The organism is Ruegeria sp. HKCCD6119 (assembly GCF_013110585.1).
GTDB lineage: Bacteria > Pseudomonadota > Alphaproteobacteria > Rhodobacterales > Rhodobacteraceae > Ruegeria.
In genome coordinates this window covers 781,533-801,152 of record NZ_WVQV01000001.1, presented here as the reverse complement: position 1 = coordinate 801,152, position 19,620 = coordinate 781,533, and the positions used below count along the sequence as shown (strand labels likewise).

At 56.3% G+C, this 19,620-nt stretch carries 19 protein-coding genes and 1 tRNA gene; 10 read left to right on the top strand and 10 right to left on the bottom strand.

Annotated features, from left to right (window positions below):
- The first annotated feature begins 96 nt into the window (after positions 1–96).
- On the top strand, positions 97–1,101 hold the full coding sequence (locus GS611_RS04035) for a GlxA family transcriptional regulator (RefSeq protein ID WP_171632453.1): 1,005 nt from the start codon (positions 97–99) through the stop codon (positions 1,099–1,101).
- Between the two features lie 9 nt (positions 1,102–1,110).
- Here the strand turns inward: GS611_RS04035 and GS611_RS04030 are convergent, their stop codons facing one another.
- Positions 1,111–1,638: a GNAT family N-acetyltransferase gene (locus GS611_RS04030; protein ID WP_171632451.1), complete on the bottom strand. Its 528-nt coding sequence runs from the start codon at positions 1,636–1,638 to the stop codon at positions 1,111–1,113.
- A 96-nt stretch (positions 1,639–1,734) separates the two neighbouring features.
- On the bottom strand, positions 1,735–2,832 hold the full coding sequence (locus GS611_RS04025; RefSeq protein ID WP_171632449.1) for a PQQ-dependent sugar dehydrogenase: 1,098 nt from the start codon (positions 2,830–2,832) through the stop codon (positions 1,735–1,737).
- 153 nt (positions 2,833–2,985) lie between these two features.
- On the opposite strand from GS611_RS04025, the gene GS611_RS04020 reads away from it, so the two are divergent.
- The 7 genes from GS611_RS04020 to GS611_RS03990 all read left to right on the top strand — a co-directional run bounded on the left by GS611_RS04020 (position 2,986) and on the right by GS611_RS03990 (position 9,532).
- Entirely contained in the window at positions 2,986–4,167 is a 1,182-nt protein-coding gene (locus tag GS611_RS04020; protein ID WP_152457993.1) for an ABC transporter substrate-binding protein, read from the top strand.
- A gap of 125 nt (positions 4,168–4,292) precedes the next feature.
- Positions 4,293–5,081 carry an ABC transporter ATP-binding protein gene (locus GS611_RS04015; protein ID WP_171632446.1) on the top strand — a complete coding sequence of 263 codons (789 nt, stop codon included), beginning with the start codon at positions 4,293–4,295 and terminating at the stop codon, positions 5,079–5,081.
- The gene (locus GS611_RS04010) at positions 5,078–5,908 is read left to right on the top strand and encodes an ATP-binding cassette domain-containing protein (protein WP_171632444.1); all 831 of its coding nucleotides are present in this window, start codon (positions 5,078–5,080) and stop codon (positions 5,906–5,908) included. Before GS611_RS04015 ends, GS611_RS04010 begins: the two co-directional genes overlap by 4 nt.
- A 328-nt stretch (positions 5,909–6,236) precedes the next feature.
- The gene (locus GS611_RS04005) at positions 6,237–6,566 is read left to right on the top strand and encodes a hypothetical protein (RefSeq protein ID WP_171632441.1); all 330 of its coding nucleotides are present in this window, start codon (positions 6,237–6,239) and stop codon (positions 6,564–6,566) included.
- A gap of 209 nt (positions 6,567–6,775) precedes the next feature.
- On the top strand, positions 6,776–7,786 hold the full coding sequence (locus tag GS611_RS04000; RefSeq protein ID WP_152457997.1) for a branched-chain amino acid ABC transporter permease: 1,011 nt from the start codon (positions 6,776–6,778) through the stop codon (positions 7,784–7,786).
- Positions 7,783–9,096 (top strand): branched-chain amino acid ABC transporter permease, encoded by a 1,314-nt coding sequence (locus tag GS611_RS03995; RefSeq protein ID WP_171632438.1) that lies wholly within the window; start codon positions 7,783–7,785, stop codon positions 9,094–9,096. Before GS611_RS04000 ends, GS611_RS03995 begins: the two co-directional genes overlap by 4 nt.
- Positions 9,097–9,277: 181 nt before the next feature.
- On the top strand, positions 9,278–9,532 hold the full coding sequence (locus tag GS611_RS03990) for a hypothetical protein (RefSeq protein ID WP_171632436.1): 255 nt from the start codon (positions 9,278–9,280) through the stop codon (positions 9,530–9,532).
- Between the two features lie 32 nt (positions 9,533–9,564).
- Here GS611_RS03990 and GS611_RS03985 read toward each other — a convergent pair whose 3' ends face one another.
- Entirely contained in the window at positions 9,565–11,112 is a 1,548-nt protein-coding gene (locus GS611_RS03985) for a helicase HerA-like domain-containing protein (protein WP_171632434.1), read from the bottom strand.
- Between the two features lie 448 nt (positions 11,113–11,560).
- Here GS611_RS03985 and GS611_RS03980 point away from each other — a divergent pair, with 448 nt between their 5' ends.
- On the top strand, positions 11,561–12,169 hold the full coding sequence (locus tag GS611_RS03980; protein WP_171632421.1) for an invasion associated locus B family protein: 609 nt from the start codon (positions 11,561–11,563) through the stop codon (positions 12,167–12,169).
- A 56-nt stretch (positions 12,170–12,225) separates the two neighbouring features.
- On the opposite strand, the gene GS611_RS03975 is transcribed toward GS611_RS03980, so the two are convergent.
- From GS611_RS03975 to GS611_RS03960, 4 genes are read right to left on the bottom strand one after another with little or no spacing between them, the layout of a single operon-like run.
- Positions 12,226–13,434, bottom strand: coding sequence for a beta-ketoacyl synthase (locus GS611_RS03975; RefSeq protein WP_171632419.1), 1,209 nt, complete (start codon positions 13,432–13,434; stop codon positions 12,226–12,228).
- A 9-nt stretch (positions 13,435–13,443) separates the two neighbouring features.
- Positions 13,444–13,701, bottom strand: coding sequence for an acyl carrier protein (locus GS611_RS03970; RefSeq protein ID WP_171632416.1), 258 nt, complete (start codon positions 13,699–13,701; stop codon positions 13,444–13,446).
- Between the two features lie 32 nt (positions 13,702–13,733).
- The gene (lpxD, locus tag GS611_RS03965) at positions 13,734–14,825 is read right to left on the bottom strand and encodes a UDP-3-O-(3-hydroxymyristoyl)glucosamine N-acyltransferase (protein WP_171632414.1); all 1,092 of its coding nucleotides are present in this window, start codon (positions 14,823–14,825) and stop codon (positions 13,734–13,736) included.
- Positions 14,826–14,859: 34 nt separating this feature from the next.
- On the bottom strand, positions 14,860–16,467 hold the full coding sequence (locus GS611_RS03960) for a L,D-transpeptidase family protein (RefSeq protein WP_171632412.1): 1,608 nt from the start codon (positions 16,465–16,467) through the stop codon (positions 14,860–14,862).
- Between the two features lie 351 nt (positions 16,468–16,818).
- On the opposite strand from GS611_RS03960, the gene GS611_RS03955 reads away from it, so the two are divergent.
- Positions 16,819–17,388 (top strand): DUF882 domain-containing protein, encoded by a 570-nt coding sequence (locus GS611_RS03955; protein WP_171632409.1) that lies wholly within the window; start codon positions 16,819–16,821, stop codon positions 17,386–17,388.
- 55 nt (positions 17,389–17,443) lie between these two features.
- Here GS611_RS03955 and GS611_RS03950 read toward each other — a convergent pair whose 3' ends face one another.
- The 3 genes from GS611_RS03950 to GS611_RS03940 all read right to left on the bottom strand — a co-directional run bounded on the left by GS611_RS03950 (position 17,444) and on the right by GS611_RS03940 (position 19,618).
- Complete coding sequence (locus GS611_RS03950) at positions 17,444–17,776, bottom strand: hypothetical protein (RefSeq protein WP_171632405.1); 333 nt, start codon at positions 17,774–17,776, stop codon at positions 17,444–17,446.
- Between the two features lie 467 nt (positions 17,777–18,243).
- Positions 18,244–18,320 (bottom strand) — tRNA-Arg (locus GS611_RS03945).
- A gap of 77 nt (positions 18,321–18,397) precedes the next feature.
- Positions 18,398–19,618, bottom strand: a complete 1,221-nt coding sequence (locus GS611_RS03940) for a cysteine desulfurase (protein ID WP_152458008.1) — start codon at positions 19,616–19,618, stop codon at positions 18,398–18,400.
- Positions 19,619–19,620 lie beyond the last annotated feature (2 nt).

Below are 19,620 nucleotides of genomic sequence, written 5' to 3'. Positions count from 1 at the left end.
CGCCTCTTGACGACGCAAACAAGCTTTGATCATGGTGGCTGTCAAATCTGCGGCTGGATAATCACACGTCCAGCAGCGAAGCAAGGACATCTCGCCATGCAAGAGCAACGCCAAGTTGTCACGGTGGAAGACACTGCGGCCCCACCCCGGAATTTCGTGTTTGTCCTTTTGGACAAATTCTCGCTTCTGTCTTTTGCTTCGGCGCTTGACAGTCTGCGCATCGCCAACCGCATGGCGAACAGACAGCTTTACACCTGGAAGCTGATAGGAGAAGGCGGAGAAACGGTAACCTGCTCGGCCGGGACCGAGTTCAGTCTTGACAGTGATCTGGTGGAGTTGCAGCGAGATGACGTTGTTCTGATTTGCGGTGGCGTGGACGTTCAGGCGGCCACCACCAAGCGCGTGCTGAACTGGCTGCGGCGTGAAGCGCGAAGGGGATTGCGGATCGGTGGCCTCTGCACTGCGGCCTATACTCTGGCAAAGGCCGGGTTGATGGACAATAAGAAGGCAACGATCCATTGGGAGAACTCTGACAGTTTCATCGAAGAGTTCGACGAGGTCAAACTGACCAAAGCCGTCTTTCAGATCGATGGAAGTCGCATGACGACTGCGGGCGGCACCTCGTCGATTGACCTTATGCTCAAACTGATTGCAGATGACTATGGCGAGGATCTGGCCAACGCGGTGGCGGATCAGATGATCTATTCCTCGATTCGAACCGACCAGGACACGCAGCGTTTGTCAACTCCGACCCGAATCGGTGTGCGGCATCCGAAGTTGAGCCAGGTTATACTGATGATGGAAAAGAACATCGAAGAACCGATCTCGCCCTCGATCCTTGCCAAGGAAGTGGGTATGTCAACCCGCCAGCTGGAGCGTCTGTTCCGCCGGTATCTCAGCCGTTCCCCCAAGCGCTATTACATGGAACTGCGCCTGCACAAAGCCCGCAACCTGCTGATGCAGACCGATATGAGCGTCATCAACGTGGCGCTGGCCTGTGGTTTCGCCTCGCCCAGCCATTTTTCAAAATGCTACCGGGCGCATTACAACACCACGCCCTATCGCGAACGTGGTGCGCAAAGTGGAAGACTGTCAGTCTAAGGTCCAGCGTCAAAGCTCTTTGACGAAATAGTGCAAGTACGGTCGGAGCATGGGCTGATCTTTGTAGGTTGTTGTCTCGATCGGAGTGTCCAGTTCCACAAACCCGAGCTTGGGATACAAAGATCTCATTTCCACATTTGGGGTGAGTGTATCTGCGATCAACCGCTTCAGCCCCATAGCTCTGGCGGCTTGTTCTCGTGCTTGAATCAATGCGCGCCCCACTCCGGTGCCCCGAGCGTCTTCGGTTACAAATACACGTTTCAACTCGCCGGTAGACTGATCAAACCGTTTCATCATTCCACACCCCACGATTTTGCCACCGTGGTTTCTTGCGACGATCAGGCATCCGTTCGGAGGCATGTAGTCATCCGTGTTCGCCCAGAATTCCTCCAGTGCGCTTTGCGGCGCGGAAGGATCCAATTCGAACCCCATACCCTGCATTCTTAGAGCGATAAGAGCATAATATTGCTCCAAAATCATATTCAGCTCGGTTCTTGGCGGGATACTTGTGCACAATTCAATGTCGAAATCACTCATTAATATCCCCTTAACCGTGTAACCTGTTGGACAGAGTGACTGCGACGATGGAAACGCGCAAATGGAATTGAAAAGTCTGCTGGCATGCTTCGTATGTCACTGTTTGACAGACATCCTGTAAACCGCGCCCTGCCCGACTGAAATGAACCAGATCGCCCCATCCGGGGCCTGCACGATGTCACGGACCCGTTCGGTCTCGGGGCCCTTGATCTGCTCGACCTCGCGCAGCGGATCTTCGGACAGCCGCGCGATATAGTCGAATTTCAGCGAGCCCACGAAAATGTCGCCCCGCCATTCTGGAAACATGTCGCCGGAATAGACCATCAACCCCGACGGCGCGATCGACGGGTCCCAGTACAGGCGCGGCTGTTCCATACCGGGCTTGCTGGTGCCCTCGCCGATCTTCTCTCCGGAATAATGTGTGCCGTAAGAGATAACCGGCCAGCCGTAATTGGCGCCGGGTTTGACAAGGTTCACCTCGTCACCGCCGCGCGCACCGTGTTCCGACACCCAAAATCGGCCGCGCGTATCCAAATCGGCCCCCTGTGGGTTGCGGTGCCCATAGGTCCAAATTTCAGGTCGGATATCTGCCTGCCCGATGAAAGGATTGTCTGAAGGCACCGAGCCGTCGCGGTTGATACGGATTACGGAACCCATGGCGTTCGAGCGATCCTGCGCCTGTGGCGCATCCCCTCGATCTCCGATGGTTACAAAAAGAGTGCTGTCATTGGCTTCTACAACGCGTGAGCCGAAATGCCGCCCGCCTGATCCGCCGGGGGAAGCCTCGAAAATGACCCGCAGATTCGTCAGGCGCGTGCCGTTCTCGGACAGGCGCGCCACCGCGACAGCCGTGCCCGCGCCACCCTTTTGCGGTTTTGAAAAGGTCAGAAAGACCTCGCGGCTTTGATTGAAATCGCGCGGGATCGTAACGTCCAGCAATCCGCCCTGCCCCGAAGCTGCGACTTTGGGAACGCCGGATATGGCATTCGCCTCTCCGCCCTGAACATACAACAGGTTTCCGTCGCGTTCGGTGACAAGAAAACTGCCGTCAGGCAAGATGCCGACGGCCCAGGGCGTATCCAGCCCACCTGCCATTTCGGTGAGTTCAATTTTCCCGACCGAGGTCGACAACGCCTGTGCCAAGGCGCTTTCACTGTAAATAGTGAAGAACAGAATCGCGGCAGCTCTGAGCATGTTGACACTTCTCCGGACAATCTTAGGCAAACCCTAACAAAACAGATAGATTTCCGATCGATAAAAACACGATTGCGTTAGGACTTTTCTTTTCCGGGCAGCTTGCCTAGGTTCGTGGCCAGAACGAATACGTTCACAATAGGGAGTAACCATATGAAAAAGCTGCTTACAGCAACTGCAGCATCCGCTTTGCTGGCCGGACCTGCGCTGGCCGAAGACATTACGCTTGGTGTTTTGTTCGGATTCACCGGCCCAATTGAATCGCTGGCACCCGCAATGGGTTCGGGCGCTGAATTGGCGATGGCGGAAGTCACCGAATCCGGAAAACTGCTGGATGGATCCAAAGTGACCGCATCGCGCGCCGACACCGGCTGCATTGATAACGGTCTGGCCACTTCGAACGGCGAACGCATGATTGCCGACGGTGTTGCCGGCATCATCGGCGGCGATTGCTCGGGCGTGACCGGCGCGATCCTTCAGAATGTCGCGATTCCGAATGGCATGGTCATGATCTCGCCCTCGGCGACCTCGCCGGGCCTGTCGACCATGGAAGACAACGGCCTGTTCTTCCGGACCGCGCCTTCAGATGCGCGCGAAGGCCAGGTGATGGCGGATATCCTGAAGGATCGCGGCATCAACTCGATCGCTCTGACCTATACCAACAACGACTACGGCAAGGGTCTGGCGGACGCGATCCAAACCTCTTTCGAGGCAGCAGGTGGTGAAGTGACCATCGTTGCAGCGCATGAGGATGGCAAGGCCGACTATTCGGCCGAAGTTGGTGCTCTGGCCTCGGCCGGTGGCGACATTCTGGTTGTTGCGGGCTATCTGGATCAGGGCGGTCTGGGCATCATCCAGTCGGCGCTGGACAGCGGTGCGTTTGACACCTTTGGCCTGCCCGGCGGCATGATCGGTGACTCGCTGCCGGCCAATGTCGGCCCCGACCTGAACGGTTCGTTCGGTCAGATCGCCGGTTCGGGCGGTGAAGGCGCCGAGAAGTATTTCGCCATGGCCGAAGCCGCAGGGTTCGACGGTTCGTCGCCCTATTCGCCCGAATCCTATGACGCTGCTGCTCTGTTCATGCTGGCCATGCAGGCTGCCGGATCGACCAATCCGGCCGACTATGGCGGCAAGATCATGGACGTCGCCAACGCTCCGGGAGAAAAGATCTATCCCGGCGAACTGGCCAAGGGTCTGGAATTGCTGGCAAACGGTCAGGACATCGACTATGTCGGTGCGTCCGGTGTCGAGCTGATCGGCCCCGGCGAAAGCGCGGGGTCCTATCGTGAGATCGAAGTGACCGACGGTGAAAACAAGACCGTCAACTTCCGTTGATTGATCGCCAAAAGCTATGAATGCAAGCAGCCCGGGCCTTGTGTCCGGGCTGTTTCAATGAAAAAAGACCGCACCCGGCAAACGGGGTCGAGACAACAGCGCCGAACAGGCGGCAAGGGGAAAAGATGATCGTCGTCGAGGACGTGCACAAGCATTTCGGCGGATTTCATGCGGTGGACGGGGCATCGCTGGAAATCCAGAAAGGGTCGATCACCGGCCTGATCGGGCCCAACGGGGCAGGAAAAACCACTCTGTTCAATGTGATCGCAGGTGTTCTGCCGCCGACCAGCGGCAAGGTGGTGATGGACGGCGAGGATATTACCGATCTGCCCCCTCATGAATTGTTCCACAAGGGTCTGTTGCGCACGTTTCAGATTGCACATGAATTCCCGTCTATGACCTGCCGCGAAAACCTGATGATGGTGCCCGGAGCGCAATCAGGTGAGTCGCTGTGGAACACGTGGTTTGGCCGCAAACGCATTGCTGATGAAGAACGCGCGCTGAAGGCCAAGGCCGATGAGGTGCTGGAGTTTCTGACGATTGAACATCTGGCTGACCACAAGGCGGGCCAGGTCTCGGGTGGTCAGAAAAAGCTGCTGGAGCTGGGCCGCACGATGATGGTGGACGCCAAGATCGTGTTTCTGGACGAGGTCGGCGCGGGTGTGAACCGCACCCTGTTGATGACTATTGCCGACACGATCCTGCGTCTGAACAAGGAGCGTGGATACACCTTCGTCGTCATCGAGCACGACATGGATTTCATCGGCAAGATCTGTGATCCGGTCATCTGCATGGCCGAAGGCAAGGTACTGGCCGAGGGTACCTTGGACGAGATCAAGGCGAACGAGCACGTGATCGAAGCCTATCTGGGCACCGGCCTGAAGAACAAAGACAAACTGGAGGCAGGCGCGTGAGCGACAACCCCTATCAGGATGACAAGGGCAACAAGGACGCCTCGATCACCAATCCGCATGGTGTCGGCACCATGACCCCGGCCCATCGCAAAAGTGGTGCGACGCATAAGGTCGAAGGCGGCCCGTTTCTGATCGGCGACACCATGACGGGTGGTTACGGCAAAGGGCCGGACATTCTGCATGATTGCACCATCGCCGTGGACAAGGGTGAAATCGCAGTCATCGTCGGCCCAAACGGTGCGGGCAAGTCGACGGCGATGAAAGCTGTGTTCGGGATGCTGGATGTCCGTTCAGGGTCCGTGCGTCTGGATGGCGAGGATATCACCAACCTCTCCCCGCAGGACCGGGTCATGCGTGGCATGGGTTTCGTGCCGCAGACACAAAACATCTTTACCTCGATGACGGTGGAAGAGAACCTGGAAATGGGTGCCTTCATCCGTCGCGACGACATCAGCCAGACGATGGAGCAGGTCTATGACCTCTTCCCGGTCCTCCGCGACAAGCGCAATCAGGCCGCCGGAGAGTTGTCGGGCGGACAACGCCAACAGGTCGCAGTTGGCCGCGCGCTGATGACCCAGCCCAAGGTGCTGATGCTCGACGAACCCACGGCAGGCGTTTCGCCGATCGTGATGGATGAACTGTTCGACCGGATCATCGAAGTGTCCCGCACCGGCCTGCCGATCCTGATGGTCGAGCAAAACGCCCGCCAGGCCTTGGAGATTGCCGACAAGGGATACGTTCTGGTTCAGGGGCGCAACGCCTATACCGGAACGGGCAAGGAACTGCTGGCCGACCCCGAGGTGCGAAAGTCGTTTTTGGGCGGCTGATCGACGCTTTTCAATGGAAGATTTTAATGTGGGGCCAGTCGAGATTCTCGGCTGGTCCTTTTGCTTGACCGCAATGCGCAAAATTGAAGGCCAGAACATGGCAACCGGTGCTTCAAACCGAGGCTCAGGACATGAGAGCCTTTATTAGGTATCTGAAAAATATCAATTAATCTCCCGCGGACCGTTGCGGAAAAAAGACTTTGAAAACGCGCCGAATGCCAATCTGCTGCTTTAATCAGGCCCAATTTCAAAAATATCGCTGCGCACGAACACCTAAACCAATCCCCGAAACGCGCCCCGGTTGGGGACACAAGAATTGGAAGTCAAAATGAAAAAATGGATGATCGCCGCCCTGGTCGCACAACTGGCAACCGGTGCCGTCGCTCAGCAGCGCGAATTTGTGTGTACATCGGAAATTGATGGAACCGAGTATCGGCTGACACGGTTCGAAGGTGCGCAAAAGGGATCGGTCAAATTCGGTGACACGACCGGGGACGCGCAGGTGTTTCCGGGGCTGAACAACTTGACGTTCATTCTGACGACCGAGCAGCATGTCATGACGTTCTTCGTCAAAAGCCCGGATCTGTCCTACAACCTGTCTATCCGCCGCCCGGTTCTGCAAAATGATCGCGGCCAATGCATGGAAACCGGTGCCTAGCCCCGCGATCTTTCACGATTTCGGACCGCGCCCCTCAGTGTGGCGCGGTCTTTTTCTTTGGGGAAGAACCAAGGGGCCTCTGCCAGCGTGTCCGAAGCCTGCCAAGCGGCATAAAAACATGCATAAAGCCCTAAAAATCATGTTCCAAATTGTTGTGTCTTTCGTCGGCGTCGTGCCATAAAGCCGCACCCGGACAGTGAGAAGAAATAATGGATCTACTCAACGCGCTTGTTGCGCTTGCGAATTTTGTGTTGGTGCCAGCGGTCGCTTATGGCAGCCAACTGGCATTGGGCGCGCTTGGCGTGACCCTAATCTACGGCATCCTGCGGTTTTCGAACTTTGCCCATGGCGACACCATGGCCTTTGGCGCGATGGTCGCCGTACTGGTCACATGGGGGTTGCAGGCTGCCGGGATCAGCTTTGGACCGTTGCCAACCGCCCTGCTTGCCCTGCCCTTTGCCATCTTGGGCTGTATCGTGCTGGTGCTGATCACCGACAGGCTGGTCTACAAATTCTACCGCGAACAGAAGGCGAAGCCCGTTATTCTGGTGATCGTTTCCATGGGCGTGATGTTCATCATGAACGGCCTTGTCCGGTTTATCATCGGGCCGGATGACCAACGGTTTTCGGATGGGGCTCGGTTCATTGTTTCGGCGCGCGATTTCAAGGCGATGACCGGTCTGCGCGAGGGTCTCGCCATCAAGACGTCGCAAGGCATCACGGTGATCGTGGCCGTTGTTGCCGTGGCGCTGCTGTTCTGGTTTCTGAACAAGACGCGCACCGGCAAGTCGATGCGGGCCTATTCGGACAACGAGGATCTGGCGCTGTTGTCAGGCATCAACCCGGAACGTGTGGTGATGATCACATGGATCATCGTTGCGGCACTGGCCACAACTGCTGGCGTTCTTTACGGGCTGGACAAAAGCTTCAAACCCTTCGTCTACTTCCAGCTTCTGCTGCCGATCTTTGCCTCGGCCATCGTGGGTGGTTTGGGCAATCCTCTGGGCGCCATCGCAGGCGGGTTTATCATCGCGTTTTCCGAAGTGACGATAACATACGCTTGGAAGAAGGTGCTGACCTATGTGTCGCCTGAAAGTCTGGCGCCGTCAGGTTTGGTGCAACTTCTCTCGACCGATTACAAATTCGCGGTCAGCTTTGTCATCCTGCTGATCGTGCTTCTGTTCAAGCCCACGGGACTTTTCAAGGGAAAGGCCGTATGACCGACTCTGTCAAAAACACGCTGCTGTTCACAATTGTCGGCGGCCTGATCCTGTTGACCGGTTTCACGCAAAGCTGGAACACCGCGATCCTGATCCTGAATATGGGGCTGATTTCCGCCATCATGGCGATCGGAGTAAACCTGCAATGGGGTTTTGCCGGTCTGTTCAATGTGGGCGTGATGGGCTTTGTCGCACTGGGCGGTCTGGCCGTCGTACTGGTTTCAACGCCGCCCACGCCCGGTGCTTGGGCCGCCGGAGGTTATGGCATCGTTCTGTCTTTGCTGCTGGGCGCCGCGACAGTGGTTGCCGCCGTTCTGGTGGCAACAAAGCTGCCGAAGGGCCGTGTGCAAACCCTGACGATCATCGCCGTTCTTGTCGTGGGCTTTTTTGTCTATCGCGCGGTGTTCGATCCCAGCATTGCCGCGGTCGAGGCCATCGACCCGGCAATTGCCGGCAATATCGGAGGTTTGAATCTGCCGGTTCTGCTGGCCTGGCCGGCGGGTGGTTTGCTGGCGGCGGGTGCTGCGTGGCTGATCGGTAAAACGGCGCTGGGCCTTCGCTCGGATTATCTGGCGATTGCCACATTGGGTATCGCCGAAATCATTATCGCGGTCATGAAAAACGAAGACTGGCTGGCCCGGGGCGTCAAGAATGTCTACGGCATCCCACGCCCGTCCCCTGTTGTGGGCTACGAAGTGGATTTGCAGAACGACCCGGCCTTTCTGGCGCGGGCCGAATGGTTGGGGTTGGACCCCGTCACCGCATCCACCCTTTCGGTCAAACTCGGTTATTCGCTGCTGTTCCTGATTGTGCTTCTGGTTCTACTCTGGATGGCTCAGATGGCGCTGAAAAGCCCGTGGGGCCGGATGATGCGCGCAATCCGTGACAATGAAGTGGCGGCTGAGGCCATGGGCAAGGATGTCACCCGTCGTCATCTGCAAATATTCGTACTGGGTTCGGCTGTTTGCGGTATCGCGGGTGCGATGATGACAACGCTGGACGGCCAGTTGACGCCAAGCGCGTATCAACCGCTGCGCTTTACCTTTCTGGTCTGGGTGATGGTGATCGTAGGTGGTTCGGGCAACAACTTCGGGGCCGTTCTGGGCGCATTCCTCATCTGGTTCCTGTGGGTTCAGGTTGAACCGATCGGCTTGTGGCTGATGAATGTCATTACCGCCGGCTTGCCGGACGGAAGTGCATTGAAAGTCCACCTGTTGGACAGCGCCGCACATATGCGTCTGTTCACGATGGGTCTGATCCTGTTGATTGTTCTCAGATTCAGCCCAAGAGGGCTGATCCCAGAGAAATAGATCGCTTCCACCTTCAATATGCGAAACCGCGCCTCTTATCCGGCGCGGTTTCTTGATTCTTAACGATTTTTTGAATAAACGGACACACCGCAGTGATTTCTTTTTGCGGTATGTCGCCGGCACTCACATCCGTCTACGCCGATCTGTAACGATCATTTACACGTTTTGAAAAGAGTCAAAAATGAAAGCACCACGGTTCAAGACACTGCTTCTATTTCCGGTTGTTGCCATCGTAACAACCGCCTGCATTCCCACTCCGGAAGAACTTGAAACAACTCCCGTCAAAGTTCAAACGCCCAAAGGTGTCGTAACCTGTCAGCTATATCGTCACGACCGGGTGACCTGGGACCGGGCGATTGACTTCCCGGCTTCGAAAATGTCCGTGCCGGAGGCTGACGCCTACTGCCGTCGGGAAGGCCAGCGCCGTCTGAAGTAAATATTGCGGCGCCCTTGATGGGCGCCGTTCCGTCATCTGTTGCGGAACAATCCACCCAGAATACCACGAACGATTCGGCGTCCGGTCGTTCCTTTCAGTTCTTTGATAACTGCGTCGGTCATCGCCGATGCAAACGTGTCTTTCCGCCGTTGCACCCGGGACGAGGATCTGCCGACCCGGCTTCCCGAATATCTGCGAGCCGAAGAATACTCTCGTTCCATCGGTGATTGTGCCTCTAGAACTTCATCGGCCTCTGCCTGTTCAGCGGCCTTGGCGGCCGCCTCGGCCCGAGCCTGGAGGATTTCAAAGGCCGATTTTCGATCAATACCATCGTCATATTTAGACGCCATCGGCGAGGCATCGAGAATGGCCCTCCGCTGCGCATCAGAAATGGGCCCCAACTGGGAACCCGGCGGACGAATCAATGTGCGCTCGACAATTCCGGGAACACCTTTTTTCTGCAGCATCGACGTGACAGCCTCACCAACGCCCACCTCACGAATTGCGGCTTCGGTGTCAAAGGCGGGGTTTTCGCGATAGGTTTCAGCCGCCAGACGCAGGTTCTTTCGGTCACGCGCCGTGAAGGCCCGCAAAGCGTGTTGAACGCGATTGCCCAATTGCCCCAGAATATCCTCGGGAATATCGGCGGGATTCTGGGTGATGAAATAGACACCCACCCCTTTGGACCGGATCAGGCGCGCAACCTGTTCAACCTTGTCCACCAACACTTTCGGAGCGCCGTCAAACAACAGATGCGCCTCGTCGAAGAAGAACACCAGCTTGGGTTTGTCAGGATCACCGACTTCGGGAAGCTCCTCAAACAATTCGCTCAGCACCCACAGCAGGAATGTCGCATAAAGCCGTGGCGCTGCCATCAGTTTGTCCGAAGCAAGGATGTTCACCATCCCCTGCCCGTTTTCATCGGTGCGCATCAGATCGGACAGATCCAGCGCGGGTTCGCCAAACAGTTTTGTTCCACCCTGGTTTTCCAATACCAGCAATCGCCGCTGGATCGCGCCGATCGAAGATGTCGATACATTGCCATATCGCAATGAAAGCTGGGCCCGGTTCTCGCCGATCCAGACCAGCAGCGCCTGAAGGTCTTTGAGATCCAGAAGAGGCATTCCCTCTTCATCGGCCACGCGGAACGCGATGTTCAGGATACCTTCCTGCGCTTCGCTCAATTCCATCAACCGGGACAGCAGCAACGGGCCCATTTCAGTGACCGTCGTCCGCACTGGATGCCCCTGTTCACCAAAAAGATCCCAGAACGTAACCGGGCAGGCGGAATAAGCAAAATCGTCGAACCCTATGCGTTTGGCACGATCCATAAATGCCTGATGCAGTTTTTGCGCGTCGCTTCCGGGCAAAGCCAGGCCCGACAGATCACCTTTGACATCGGACAGAAACACTGGAACTCCGGCTTGGGAAAACCCTTCCGCGAGGATTTGCAACGTTACGGTCTTACCGGTCCCAGTGGCGCCGGCAATCAGCCCATGGCGGTTGGCATATTTCAGTGCCAGTTCCTGCGGCTGGCCATAGCCTTCGCCTCCGCCACCCAAAAATATATTCTTGCCCATTAACATTGCCTTATGTTTCACCGATCCTTGACCAGCATACAAAGTTAACCTTTGACTGCGATAGTCAATTTGCCCCGCGTTTGTTTCCTTCACGTGGGGCAGACTTCCTCCCTGTCGACTGGCCGTGCCTTCGGGCACGGCTTTTTTGCAGGTTCAAAAATGGTTTCAAAGCTCTGACCGCAGTATTAAAATTTGAGGATAGCTGTTGACCCGTCTGCGACCCTCTCGTAGGGTTTGCGCATAAATAAGTCGGCCAGTCCGACGGGGAGAACCTTTTGGAAAAGAGAGCTGGCTTATGCAGCTCTCTTTTTCTGTCTCAGGGCAGTTGGTTTCTGGTGTTCTGGCAAGAATCCGTTCACGTTCAGACCAGCCGTTCTGTTAGTGCCTGACACCAGTTCAGAAGAGTGTTAAACGAAGCAAAAAGCTCAAGCATCAAGTCGAGGCATTCATGATCAAGCAACTTCTAACCGCAAATACAGTGGCCGTCGCCTTTCTTAGCAGCGCAGTCTATGCCCAAGAGGCCAACGACGAAAGTCCGCAGCAGGCCGAGCCCGCCCAAACCGAAGCCGCGCAAGAACTGGATCTGGGAGAGACTGGCCCACGTATCGGCGAGCAATACGTCAAAGAAACAAGCGGTGCTTGGAATATAACCTGTCTACGGACCGAAGAAGGCGACGATCCTTGCCTGCTGCGTCAAGTTCTTTCCGGCGCCGAGGGCCAGCCGATTGCGGAAATCTCGATCAACAAGCTTCCCGAAGGAGCGGAGGCCGTTGCCGGAGCTAGGTTGACTGTGCCGCTGGAGACCATGCTGCAAGCACAAATTGCTGTGTCCATAGACGGCGCACCGGGTAAAAGATACAACTATCATCACTGCAACCCAGTAGGCTGCGTCGCGCAATTGGGCTTTACGCAAGGCGATATAGACGCCATGAAAGCGGGCAGTGAGGCAACAATCTCGCTGGTGTCAATTCTGGCCCCGAGCCAACTTTTGCAAATCGAAATGTCGCTGGCTGGATTTACCAGTGGCTACGATCAGCTGGAAGTCCTGCAAAACTGACAGATCGCAGACAAAGGCCGCTCTGAATGCGGCGGCCTTGTTTTGTACGTTGTTCGTTATATCCGCTTCAGCGCCAAAACCGCATTCAGCCCGCCGAAAGCAAACGCATTGCTGAGCGCGACGTCAACTTTGGCTTCCCGAGCTTCGTTCGGCACAACATCAAGCGCGCATTCCGGATCGGGTTCCTCGTATCCGATGGTGGGTGCGATCACACCGTCCCGCAGCGCCATGATACATGCCAACAGTTCCACCGCACCGGTTCCACCAATCAGGTGACCATGCATGGATTTGGTCGACGATATCATCAGGTCGTCAGCATGGGGCCCGAAAACATCCGCCACGGCGGCACATTCGGTTTTGTCATTCGCAGCCGTCCCGGTGCCATGCGCGTTGATATAACCCACATCGCTTGCATTCAATCTGGCATCAGCCAAGGCACCTGACATGGCCCGTGAAGCCCCTTGCTTGCTGGGCATCACGATATCGGCCGCATCCGATGACATGGCAAAACCAACGACTTCGCACATGATCTCGGCGCCACGGGCGCGGGCGTGTTCGTATTCCTCGAAAACAAAGACCCCGGCCCCTTCGCCCTGTACCATTCCGTTGCGATTGGCGCTGAACGGTCGGCACGCATCCTTGGACATGACGCGCAACCCTTCCCAGGCCTTGACGCCTCCAAAGCACAACATGGATTCGGACCCGCCTGTGATCATGACCGGGGCCATGCCGCTTCGGACCATCTGAAAGGCCTGAGACATGGCATGGTTCGAGGACGCACAGGCAGTCGACACGGTGAAGCTGGGGCCTTTGAGGTTGTGTTCCATGGAAACATGGCTGGCCGCCGCATTGTTCATGAGTTTGGGAACAACAAACGGGTGTACCCGGTTCTTTCCGTCCTCATAAACCGAGCGATAATTGTCATCCCAGGTCGATACGCCACCGCCGGCGGTCCCCAGAACAACACCTGATTTTGCGGCCAACTCTCCGTGAAACTCGATGCCGGACTGATCGATGGCCTCTTTGGCGGCGGTCAGAGTGAATTGAGTGAACCGGTCATACAGCGACATCTGCTGACGGTTGAACCGACCTTCAGCCTCAAAGCCGCGAACCTGCCCGCCGATTTTGATGGCTAACCGATCAACGTCCCGAAATTCCAGTTCCGAGATGCCGCAACGGCCTTCGCGCATGGCTTCCAGCGTGTCAGGAACCGAATGGCCCAGTGAATTGATCGTACCTGCGCCGGTAATGACAACACGTTTCATGAGCGTCAGTCAGACCTTTTCAGACACGAGCTTTTCGATCCCGGAAGTGATCGCAGCGACATTGGATATGTCAAAATCGTTAGCCTCGGGTTCATTGGCGTTGAACGGAATTGAAATGTCGAACTCTTCCTCGATGGCGAATATGCTTTCCACCAGACCAAGGCTGTCGATTCCCAGATCTTCCAGCGTGCTTTCGGGCGTCACATCCGATGGCTCCAGCACGGCCTGCTCTGCAATGATTGCGATGACGCGGTCGCTGATGCTCATGTCGATCCCCTGATTTTCAGTTTGACGATGATTTAATCGCTTGGGGTCTGTTTGAAAACAGCCTTTTTCAATGCCTCAACGTCGCGTGCCATTCGGGGCAGTCGGCGCTGCGCCTTGTAGACATCGGTGTGGGTCTCCATTTTGATGCCCGGATACCCCATGATCACGCGCCCGGCGGGCACATTTGACAGAATCTTCGTGCCCCCACCCGAAATAACGCCGTCCCCTATGAAAATGTTGTCGACCACTCCGGTCTGACCACCCAGAACGACGTTGTTGCCGATCTCGACCGAGCCGGAGACACCTGTCTGACCGCACAGCAGACAATCCCGCCCGACGCGGGTGTTGTGCCCGACATGGACAAGATTATCCAGCTTGGTGCCATCACCGATCCGCGTGTTGCGGATTGTTCCATTATCGACAGTGCAATTGGCGCCAACCTCGACATCATCACCGATCTCAACCGCGCCCAAAGAATGGATACGGAGCCAACTTTGGGCCTTGGCGTCGCCCTGATCGCCCAACGTTTTGCGGGCGTTCTCAGCGCCAGAAACCTCGGGGGTCACGAAACTGAACCCGTCACTACCAATCCTTGCACCGGGCTGCGCGATGAACCGATCCCCGATTTGTGCGCGCGCGCCAATGCTGACCATTTCACGCAACAGGGCCTGTTCGCCAAGAATGGCGTCCATTCCCACCACGCAGTGTGCTCCGATGACCGAGCCCGAACCTATTCGCGCCCGAGCACCAACAACAGTCAGAGGTCCTATCGCCACATCTGGTCCAATTTCGGCCGTTGGATCGATCACTGCGGAAGGATGAATGCCCGGTTCAATCCCTTGCCCGCGATCCAGCATTGAGGTGATCCCCGCCATCGCCATGCGCGGACGCTTCACGAATATGGCCGCGCGCAGCCCCATGTCCTGCCAATCCGCGCCCTCCCACAGAACGGCGGCGCGCGCGCGCCCTTTCGAAAGCGCTTCGGCGTATTTCGGAGACATGGCCATGGCCAGATCGGTTGGGTCAGCATCGCCCGGTTCGGCCGCCCGCACGATCGTCAGGCCACCGTCGCCTTGGCATTCAGCACCCAAAGCGTCGGCGATTTGTTGAATGGTAAACTGCATCTCGGGCTTCCTTTTGGCAGGATTTGCCCTGTGCTTAACTCTGAACGTCCGGCAGGGCCACCCCTGCCTTTTGCAGGGCCTCCCAAATCTTGCCGTCCCGGCCATAGACATCACGGCGATACTGCACCTCGCCTTTTGGCCCGACATATGCCGTTCGATAGATCAGGTGGACCGGAACATTTTGTTCCAAATTGACCTTGGTTTCCTTTCCCGTGCTCAGAACACGATGAAAGAATGCCTTGGGGTCCTCTTCCTGTTTGGCCAGCAACGCATATGCAAATTCGAAAGGCTGCGCCAGCCGGATGCAGCCGTGCGAGAACGCCCGCACCTCGCGCGCGAACAGGCTTTTCTGAGGCGTATCATGCAGATAGATATTGTACTTGTTGGGGAACATGAACTTGACCAGCCCCAAAGCATTGCTTTTGCTGGGCGGCTGGCGCATCGCAAAAGGAAAGCTTCGCGCGGTGAACTGATTGAAATCAACCGCCCCGCGATTGACCTGCCGCCCCCTGCTGTCCGTGATCTGAATATGACCGACCGCGTTGGGGTTCGCTTTCAGCTTCGGCAGGTATTCCTTGGTGATGATCGAGCGCGGAACATACCAGCTGGGGTTTATCACCATATGTTCCATCACATCCGAGAACTCAGGGCTGCGGCGATCATGCGTGTTCTTGCCGATCACCGCACGGGTTTCAAAGGTGACTTGCCCGTCATCCACGATCTTTGCCGAAAAATCTGTCTGGTTGACAAGGATATGACGTGCGCCGCGTTCCCGAGGCAACCAGCGCTCCCGTTCCAAAGCGACATAAACAGCCTTGAGCCGGTCCACGGCGGGGCGATTCAACTCGGCAATCGTGCCCTTGCCTGCAACGCCATCGGGTTCCAACCCATGCGCGATTTGAAAGGCCCTGACCCCTTCCAGCAACGCGGCGTCGAACGACGGGCTGGCCGAGGGTTTCATGTAGCCCATCAACACCAGCCGATTGCGAAGCTTCACGACATTGGGCCCGGTATCCCCGAATTCCAACTTAGTTTCCGGAACTGTCGCCCCCCAACCGCCTTGATCTACCAAATCCTGAAGCGCCAGCTTCTGTTTCATCAGAGCCCGGTACTGACGGGTTTGAGGAGCTAATTGCGCAAGATACGCGGCGCCATGTGTGTTCAGGGCGTTCAGATGCTCGGCCGCGCTGCGACGATCCACCGACCGAACAAGCCCGTCGTCGATGTTTCCGGGCCGAATAAAACCCGAGTACAATGCGTCGGCAAAATCCACAAAAACCCGGCTCAGTTCCGCTTCAACGGCGCCAAGATCGCGTGTCGAGCGTGCATCCTGCATTTTCTGCATCAAGGATGAAACTGTCGCATCGGCCCTCGGCAGACCGTGCAGATGCGCATGTGACAGTGCCTGGATCAATGCGGCCCGGCGTTGCATATGCTCATCGGATTCACCCACCCAAATCGGCGAAAACCCGGTTGTCCGGTAAAACTCTGCGATCTGCGATTCCCGTGGGGTATGTTCTGCAACGGCCATCTGAAACGCCGTGTTGTGCGCAGGTTCAGAAGTGGTGTTTGCCATACTCGCAGTGGCCGCAAAACAGCCGGCAAGCAGGATACTGGTACAGGTTCGGAATACAGAAAGCATTGGATGGCCTTGGAATCAATGGCTTGGTTGGTGATATGTGCGTCGAACAACTATGAGTTTGGCTGCGCAGACTTGTCTATTCACAAATTCCTTACCGAATTGCTTCTGTTGGCGTCTGATGCGCGTTTGCATCGGCCCGGTGATGTGCAGCCCACACCTGCAAATATTCTGTGCTCGGCTGTGACATTTGCGCAAAAATCTGCCGAAAATTCCCCCTTGAAAAGGTGCCTATGAAACACTTCTTGGCCGTCGAATCCGATTGTGTCATAAATTCCGCATCTGGGATGGGAAAAAATTAAGACAGCGCGCGTAACATCGTGCGCAGGCAGGAACAGTACGGGACGAACCAAAATGACCAAGAGCAGTTCCTCGGGCTTGACCCGACGTGCCCTATTGGGTGCGTTTGCAGCAACAGCAGTCGCAGCAGCACCCACCTACTCCAAAGCAGCAGGCTTTTTGCGCGGCGGCGGCGATATCCGTCGCATTCGCATGTATTCCGGTCGCACGGGCGAACGGTTGGACATGATTTATTGGGTCGATGGTAAGTATATCAAGGACGCAGTCAAAGAAGTGAACCATTTCATGCGCGATTGGCGCACGGATCACGTAAAATCCATCGATTTACGCACGATTGATATTATGGCGGCATCACACAACCTTCTGGATGTCAACGAACCTTACATGTTGCTGTCGGGCTATCGCTCCCCCCAGACCAACGCCATGCTCCGCGCCCGCTCTCGCGGCGTCGCCCGGAAGTCGCTTCATATGAAGGGACAAGCGGCAGACCTGCGCCTGTCTTCCCGCTCCGTCTCGCAGATGGCTAAGGCTGCTATGTCATGCCGGGCCGGCGGTGTCGGTCAATATAACGGGTCCAATTTCGTGCATATGGACTGCGGTGTCGTCCGCACCTGGCGCGGCTAAGACAGCGACTTCGCGATCTCGGCTTATATGACAGGGGTTTGACGGGGGCGGCCAGTTACATCCCCGCGTCTCCCCCTCCGCCGCTGGCATCACCGCCTCCGGTGTCATTGCTGGATGCTGTCGCCGCAGTGGAATTGCTGGTCTCACGAGACTTTTCATCGCCGACGTCAGCGGGAACACTGGAACCGGAAGCATTGTCGCTTTCTGAATCATCATCGCTTTCGGGTTCTTCATCATCGGTCAGCTTTCCAAGGATAAACGCCAGAATTACGGCGACCAAGATCCATCCTAAAACGCTTGAAGCTGAAACCCCGGTAATCGCGCTACCCAATAGTGCTACAATCACGACAACGATTATCAGCTTCTTATTTGAAGAGATGACTTTCACATTCCTTCCTCCATTTGAGCTGACGCGCGCCAGCCTCGTTCGGAAAGTGTACATCAAAAAAACCACTGCTTGAGGGGTTAAGCCTCAAAATGATTGTCAGGATTGTTCGCGTGGTGGCAAGCAGGCGAAAAACAGAGGCGTGCAGACACTATCCATGGCCCGAAAGGGTATTCGCATGGAAAATATCCCGAGAGCGGATCAGCCAGGGCACCTTTCATAGTTTCAACACTAGATGCTGTTTGGAACTGTTGTAAGCCAAGATGTTTCGGGCGCTGGAAACCGAAAACGCGAAAACTAAAGAAGCGCTTGACCGGGGCAGATGTTGAATAACGCTATGCTGCGGCATATCCCCGGAGCAGCGCAAGACCCTTGTCCTTCATTAGCGATAGCTATGCGGCTCGGGAACTTCTCCCAATTTGGTGCGGAAGTTCCTGCTTTGCCCAATAAACCTTAGAAATATAGCATGGTGGCGCACCTGAGAGGATTCGAACCTCTGGCCTCTGCCTTCGGAGGGCAGCGCTCTATCCAGCTGAGCTACAGGTGCCTTGGCCGTTAGCTAACCTTGTTCCAATCCGGGTGCAACTGAAAATCGTGATTGTTGCACCCTCTTTGAAACCAAAATCAGGCGAAAAGATCATGCGCCAATTCAAGCGCTTCGATCAGTGTGTCGACCTCATCCGTCGTGTTGTAGAGACCAAAGCTGGCACGGCAGGTCGCCGTGACGCCCAGGTGATCCATAAGCGGGCCCGCACAGTGATGCCCGGCGCGGACGGCAACCCCTTTTTTGTCCAGAATCGTGGATACATCATGGGCATGGCCGGCCCCGTCCAGCGTAAAGCTGAAGATGGCTGCCTTGTCTGGCCGCGTGCCCTGAACCTGAAGCCAGTTGAGACCGTTCAGGCGCTGCATGGCATAGTCCCGCAGGCCGGATTCATGGGCGGCAATGTTGTCCATTCCCAAATCCATCATGTATTCCAGCGCAACGCCCAGGCCAATTGTTTGGACAATGCCGGGTGTTCCGGCCTCGAACTTCATCGGCGGGTCGTTGTAGATCACCTGATCCTTGCTGACCTCTTTGATCATGTCACCGCCACCGACAAAGGGGCGCATCTCGGCCATGCGTTCGGACTTGATGTAGATCGCACCCGACCCCGACGGGCCATACAGCTTGTGGCCGGTGATGGCGTAAAAGTCGCAACCGATGTCCTGCACGTTCACCGGCATATGCACCGCGCCCTGACTGCCATCAACCAGCACCGGGACGCCCCTGGCATGTGCACCTTCGGTGATGGCTTTGACATCCACGACGGTACCCAGAACATTGGAACATTGCGTCACGGCCACAAGTTTGGTTTTCGGGCCGATCGCATCGATTACCGCCTGCGGATCCAGCCCCCCGTCAGCGTCCACATCCACCCACTTCAGAACAACGCCCTGCCGTTCCCTCAGGAAATGCCAGGGCACGATGTTGGCGTGATGCTCCATGACGCTCAGGACGATCTCATCCCCGGCTTCCAGGCGCGGCATGGCCCAGCCATAGGCAACAAGATTGATCCCTTCGGTCGTTCCTGAATTCAGAACGATCTCATCCTCGTTCGATGCCCCCAGGAAACGGGCGATGATCCCCCGAACAGCTTCGTATTTCTCGGTCGACAGATTGGACAGATAGTGCAATCCACGGTGAACATTCGAATACTCTTCGGAATAGGCACGGGTCACCGCATCGATGACGACCTGAGGCTTTTGAGCCGACGCACCGTTGTCCAGATAGGTCAACGGCTTGCCATTCACCTGACGTGACAGGATCGGAAAGTCAGAGCGAATTTTCTGCACATCATACATGA

Bases quoted from the DNA above. Each gene is read 5' to 3' on its own strand.
- GS611_RS04035 (WP_171632453.1), top strand. From the start codon at position 97: ATGCAAGAGCAACGCCAAGTTGTCACGGTGGAAGACACTGCGGCCCCA.
- GS611_RS04030 (WP_171632451.1), bottom strand. From the start codon at position 1,638: ATGAGTGATTTCGACATTGAATTGTGCACAAGTATCCCGCCAAGAACC.
- GS611_RS04025 (WP_171632449.1), bottom strand. From the start codon at position 2,832: ATGCTCAGAGCTGCCGCGATTCTGTTCTTCACTATTTACAGTGAAAGC.
- GS611_RS04020 (WP_152457993.1), top strand. From the start codon at position 2,986: ATGAAAAAGCTGCTTACAGCAACTGCAGCATCCGCTTTGCTGGCCGGA.
- GS611_RS04015 (WP_171632446.1), top strand. From the start codon at position 4,293: ATGATCGTCGTCGAGGACGTGCACAAGCATTTCGGCGGATTTCATGCG.
- GS611_RS04005 (WP_171632441.1), top strand. From the start codon at position 6,237: ATGAAAAAATGGATGATCGCCGCCCTGGTCGCACAACTGGCAACCGGT.
- GS611_RS04000 (WP_152457997.1), top strand. From the start codon at position 6,776: ATGGATCTACTCAACGCGCTTGTTGCGCTTGCGAATTTTGTGTTGGTG.
- GS611_RS03995 (WP_171632438.1), top strand. From the start codon at position 7,783: ATGACCGACTCTGTCAAAAACACGCTGCTGTTCACAATTGTCGGCGGC.
- GS611_RS03990 (WP_171632436.1), top strand. From the start codon at position 9,278: ATGAAAGCACCACGGTTCAAGACACTGCTTCTATTTCCGGTTGTTGCC.
- GS611_RS03985 (WP_171632434.1), bottom strand. From the start codon at position 11,112: ATGGGCAAGAATATATTTTTGGGTGGCGGAGGCGAAGGCTATGGCCAG.
- GS611_RS03980 (WP_171632421.1), top strand. From the start codon at position 11,561: ATGATCAAGCAACTTCTAACCGCAAATACAGTGGCCGTCGCCTTTCTT.
- GS611_RS03975 (WP_171632419.1), bottom strand. From the start codon at position 13,434: ATGAAACGTGTTGTCATTACCGGCGCAGGTACGATCAATTCACTGGGC.
- GS611_RS03970 (WP_171632416.1), bottom strand. From the start codon at position 13,701: ATGAGCATCAGCGACCGCGTCATCGCAATCATTGCAGAGCAGGCCGTG.
- lpxD (WP_171632414.1), bottom strand. From the start codon at position 14,825: ATGCAGTTTACCATTCAACAAATCGCCGACGCTTTGGGTGCTGAATGC.
- GS611_RS03960 (WP_171632412.1), bottom strand. From the start codon at position 16,467: ATGCTTTCTGTATTCCGAACCTGTACCAGTATCCTGCTTGCCGGCTGT.
- GS611_RS03955 (WP_171632409.1), top strand. From the start codon at position 16,819: ATGACCAAGAGCAGTTCCTCGGGCTTGACCCGACGTGCCCTATTGGGT.
- GS611_RS03940 (WP_152458008.1), bottom strand. From the start codon at position 19,618: ATGTATGATGTGCAGAAAATTCGCTCTGACTTTCCGATCCTGTCACGT.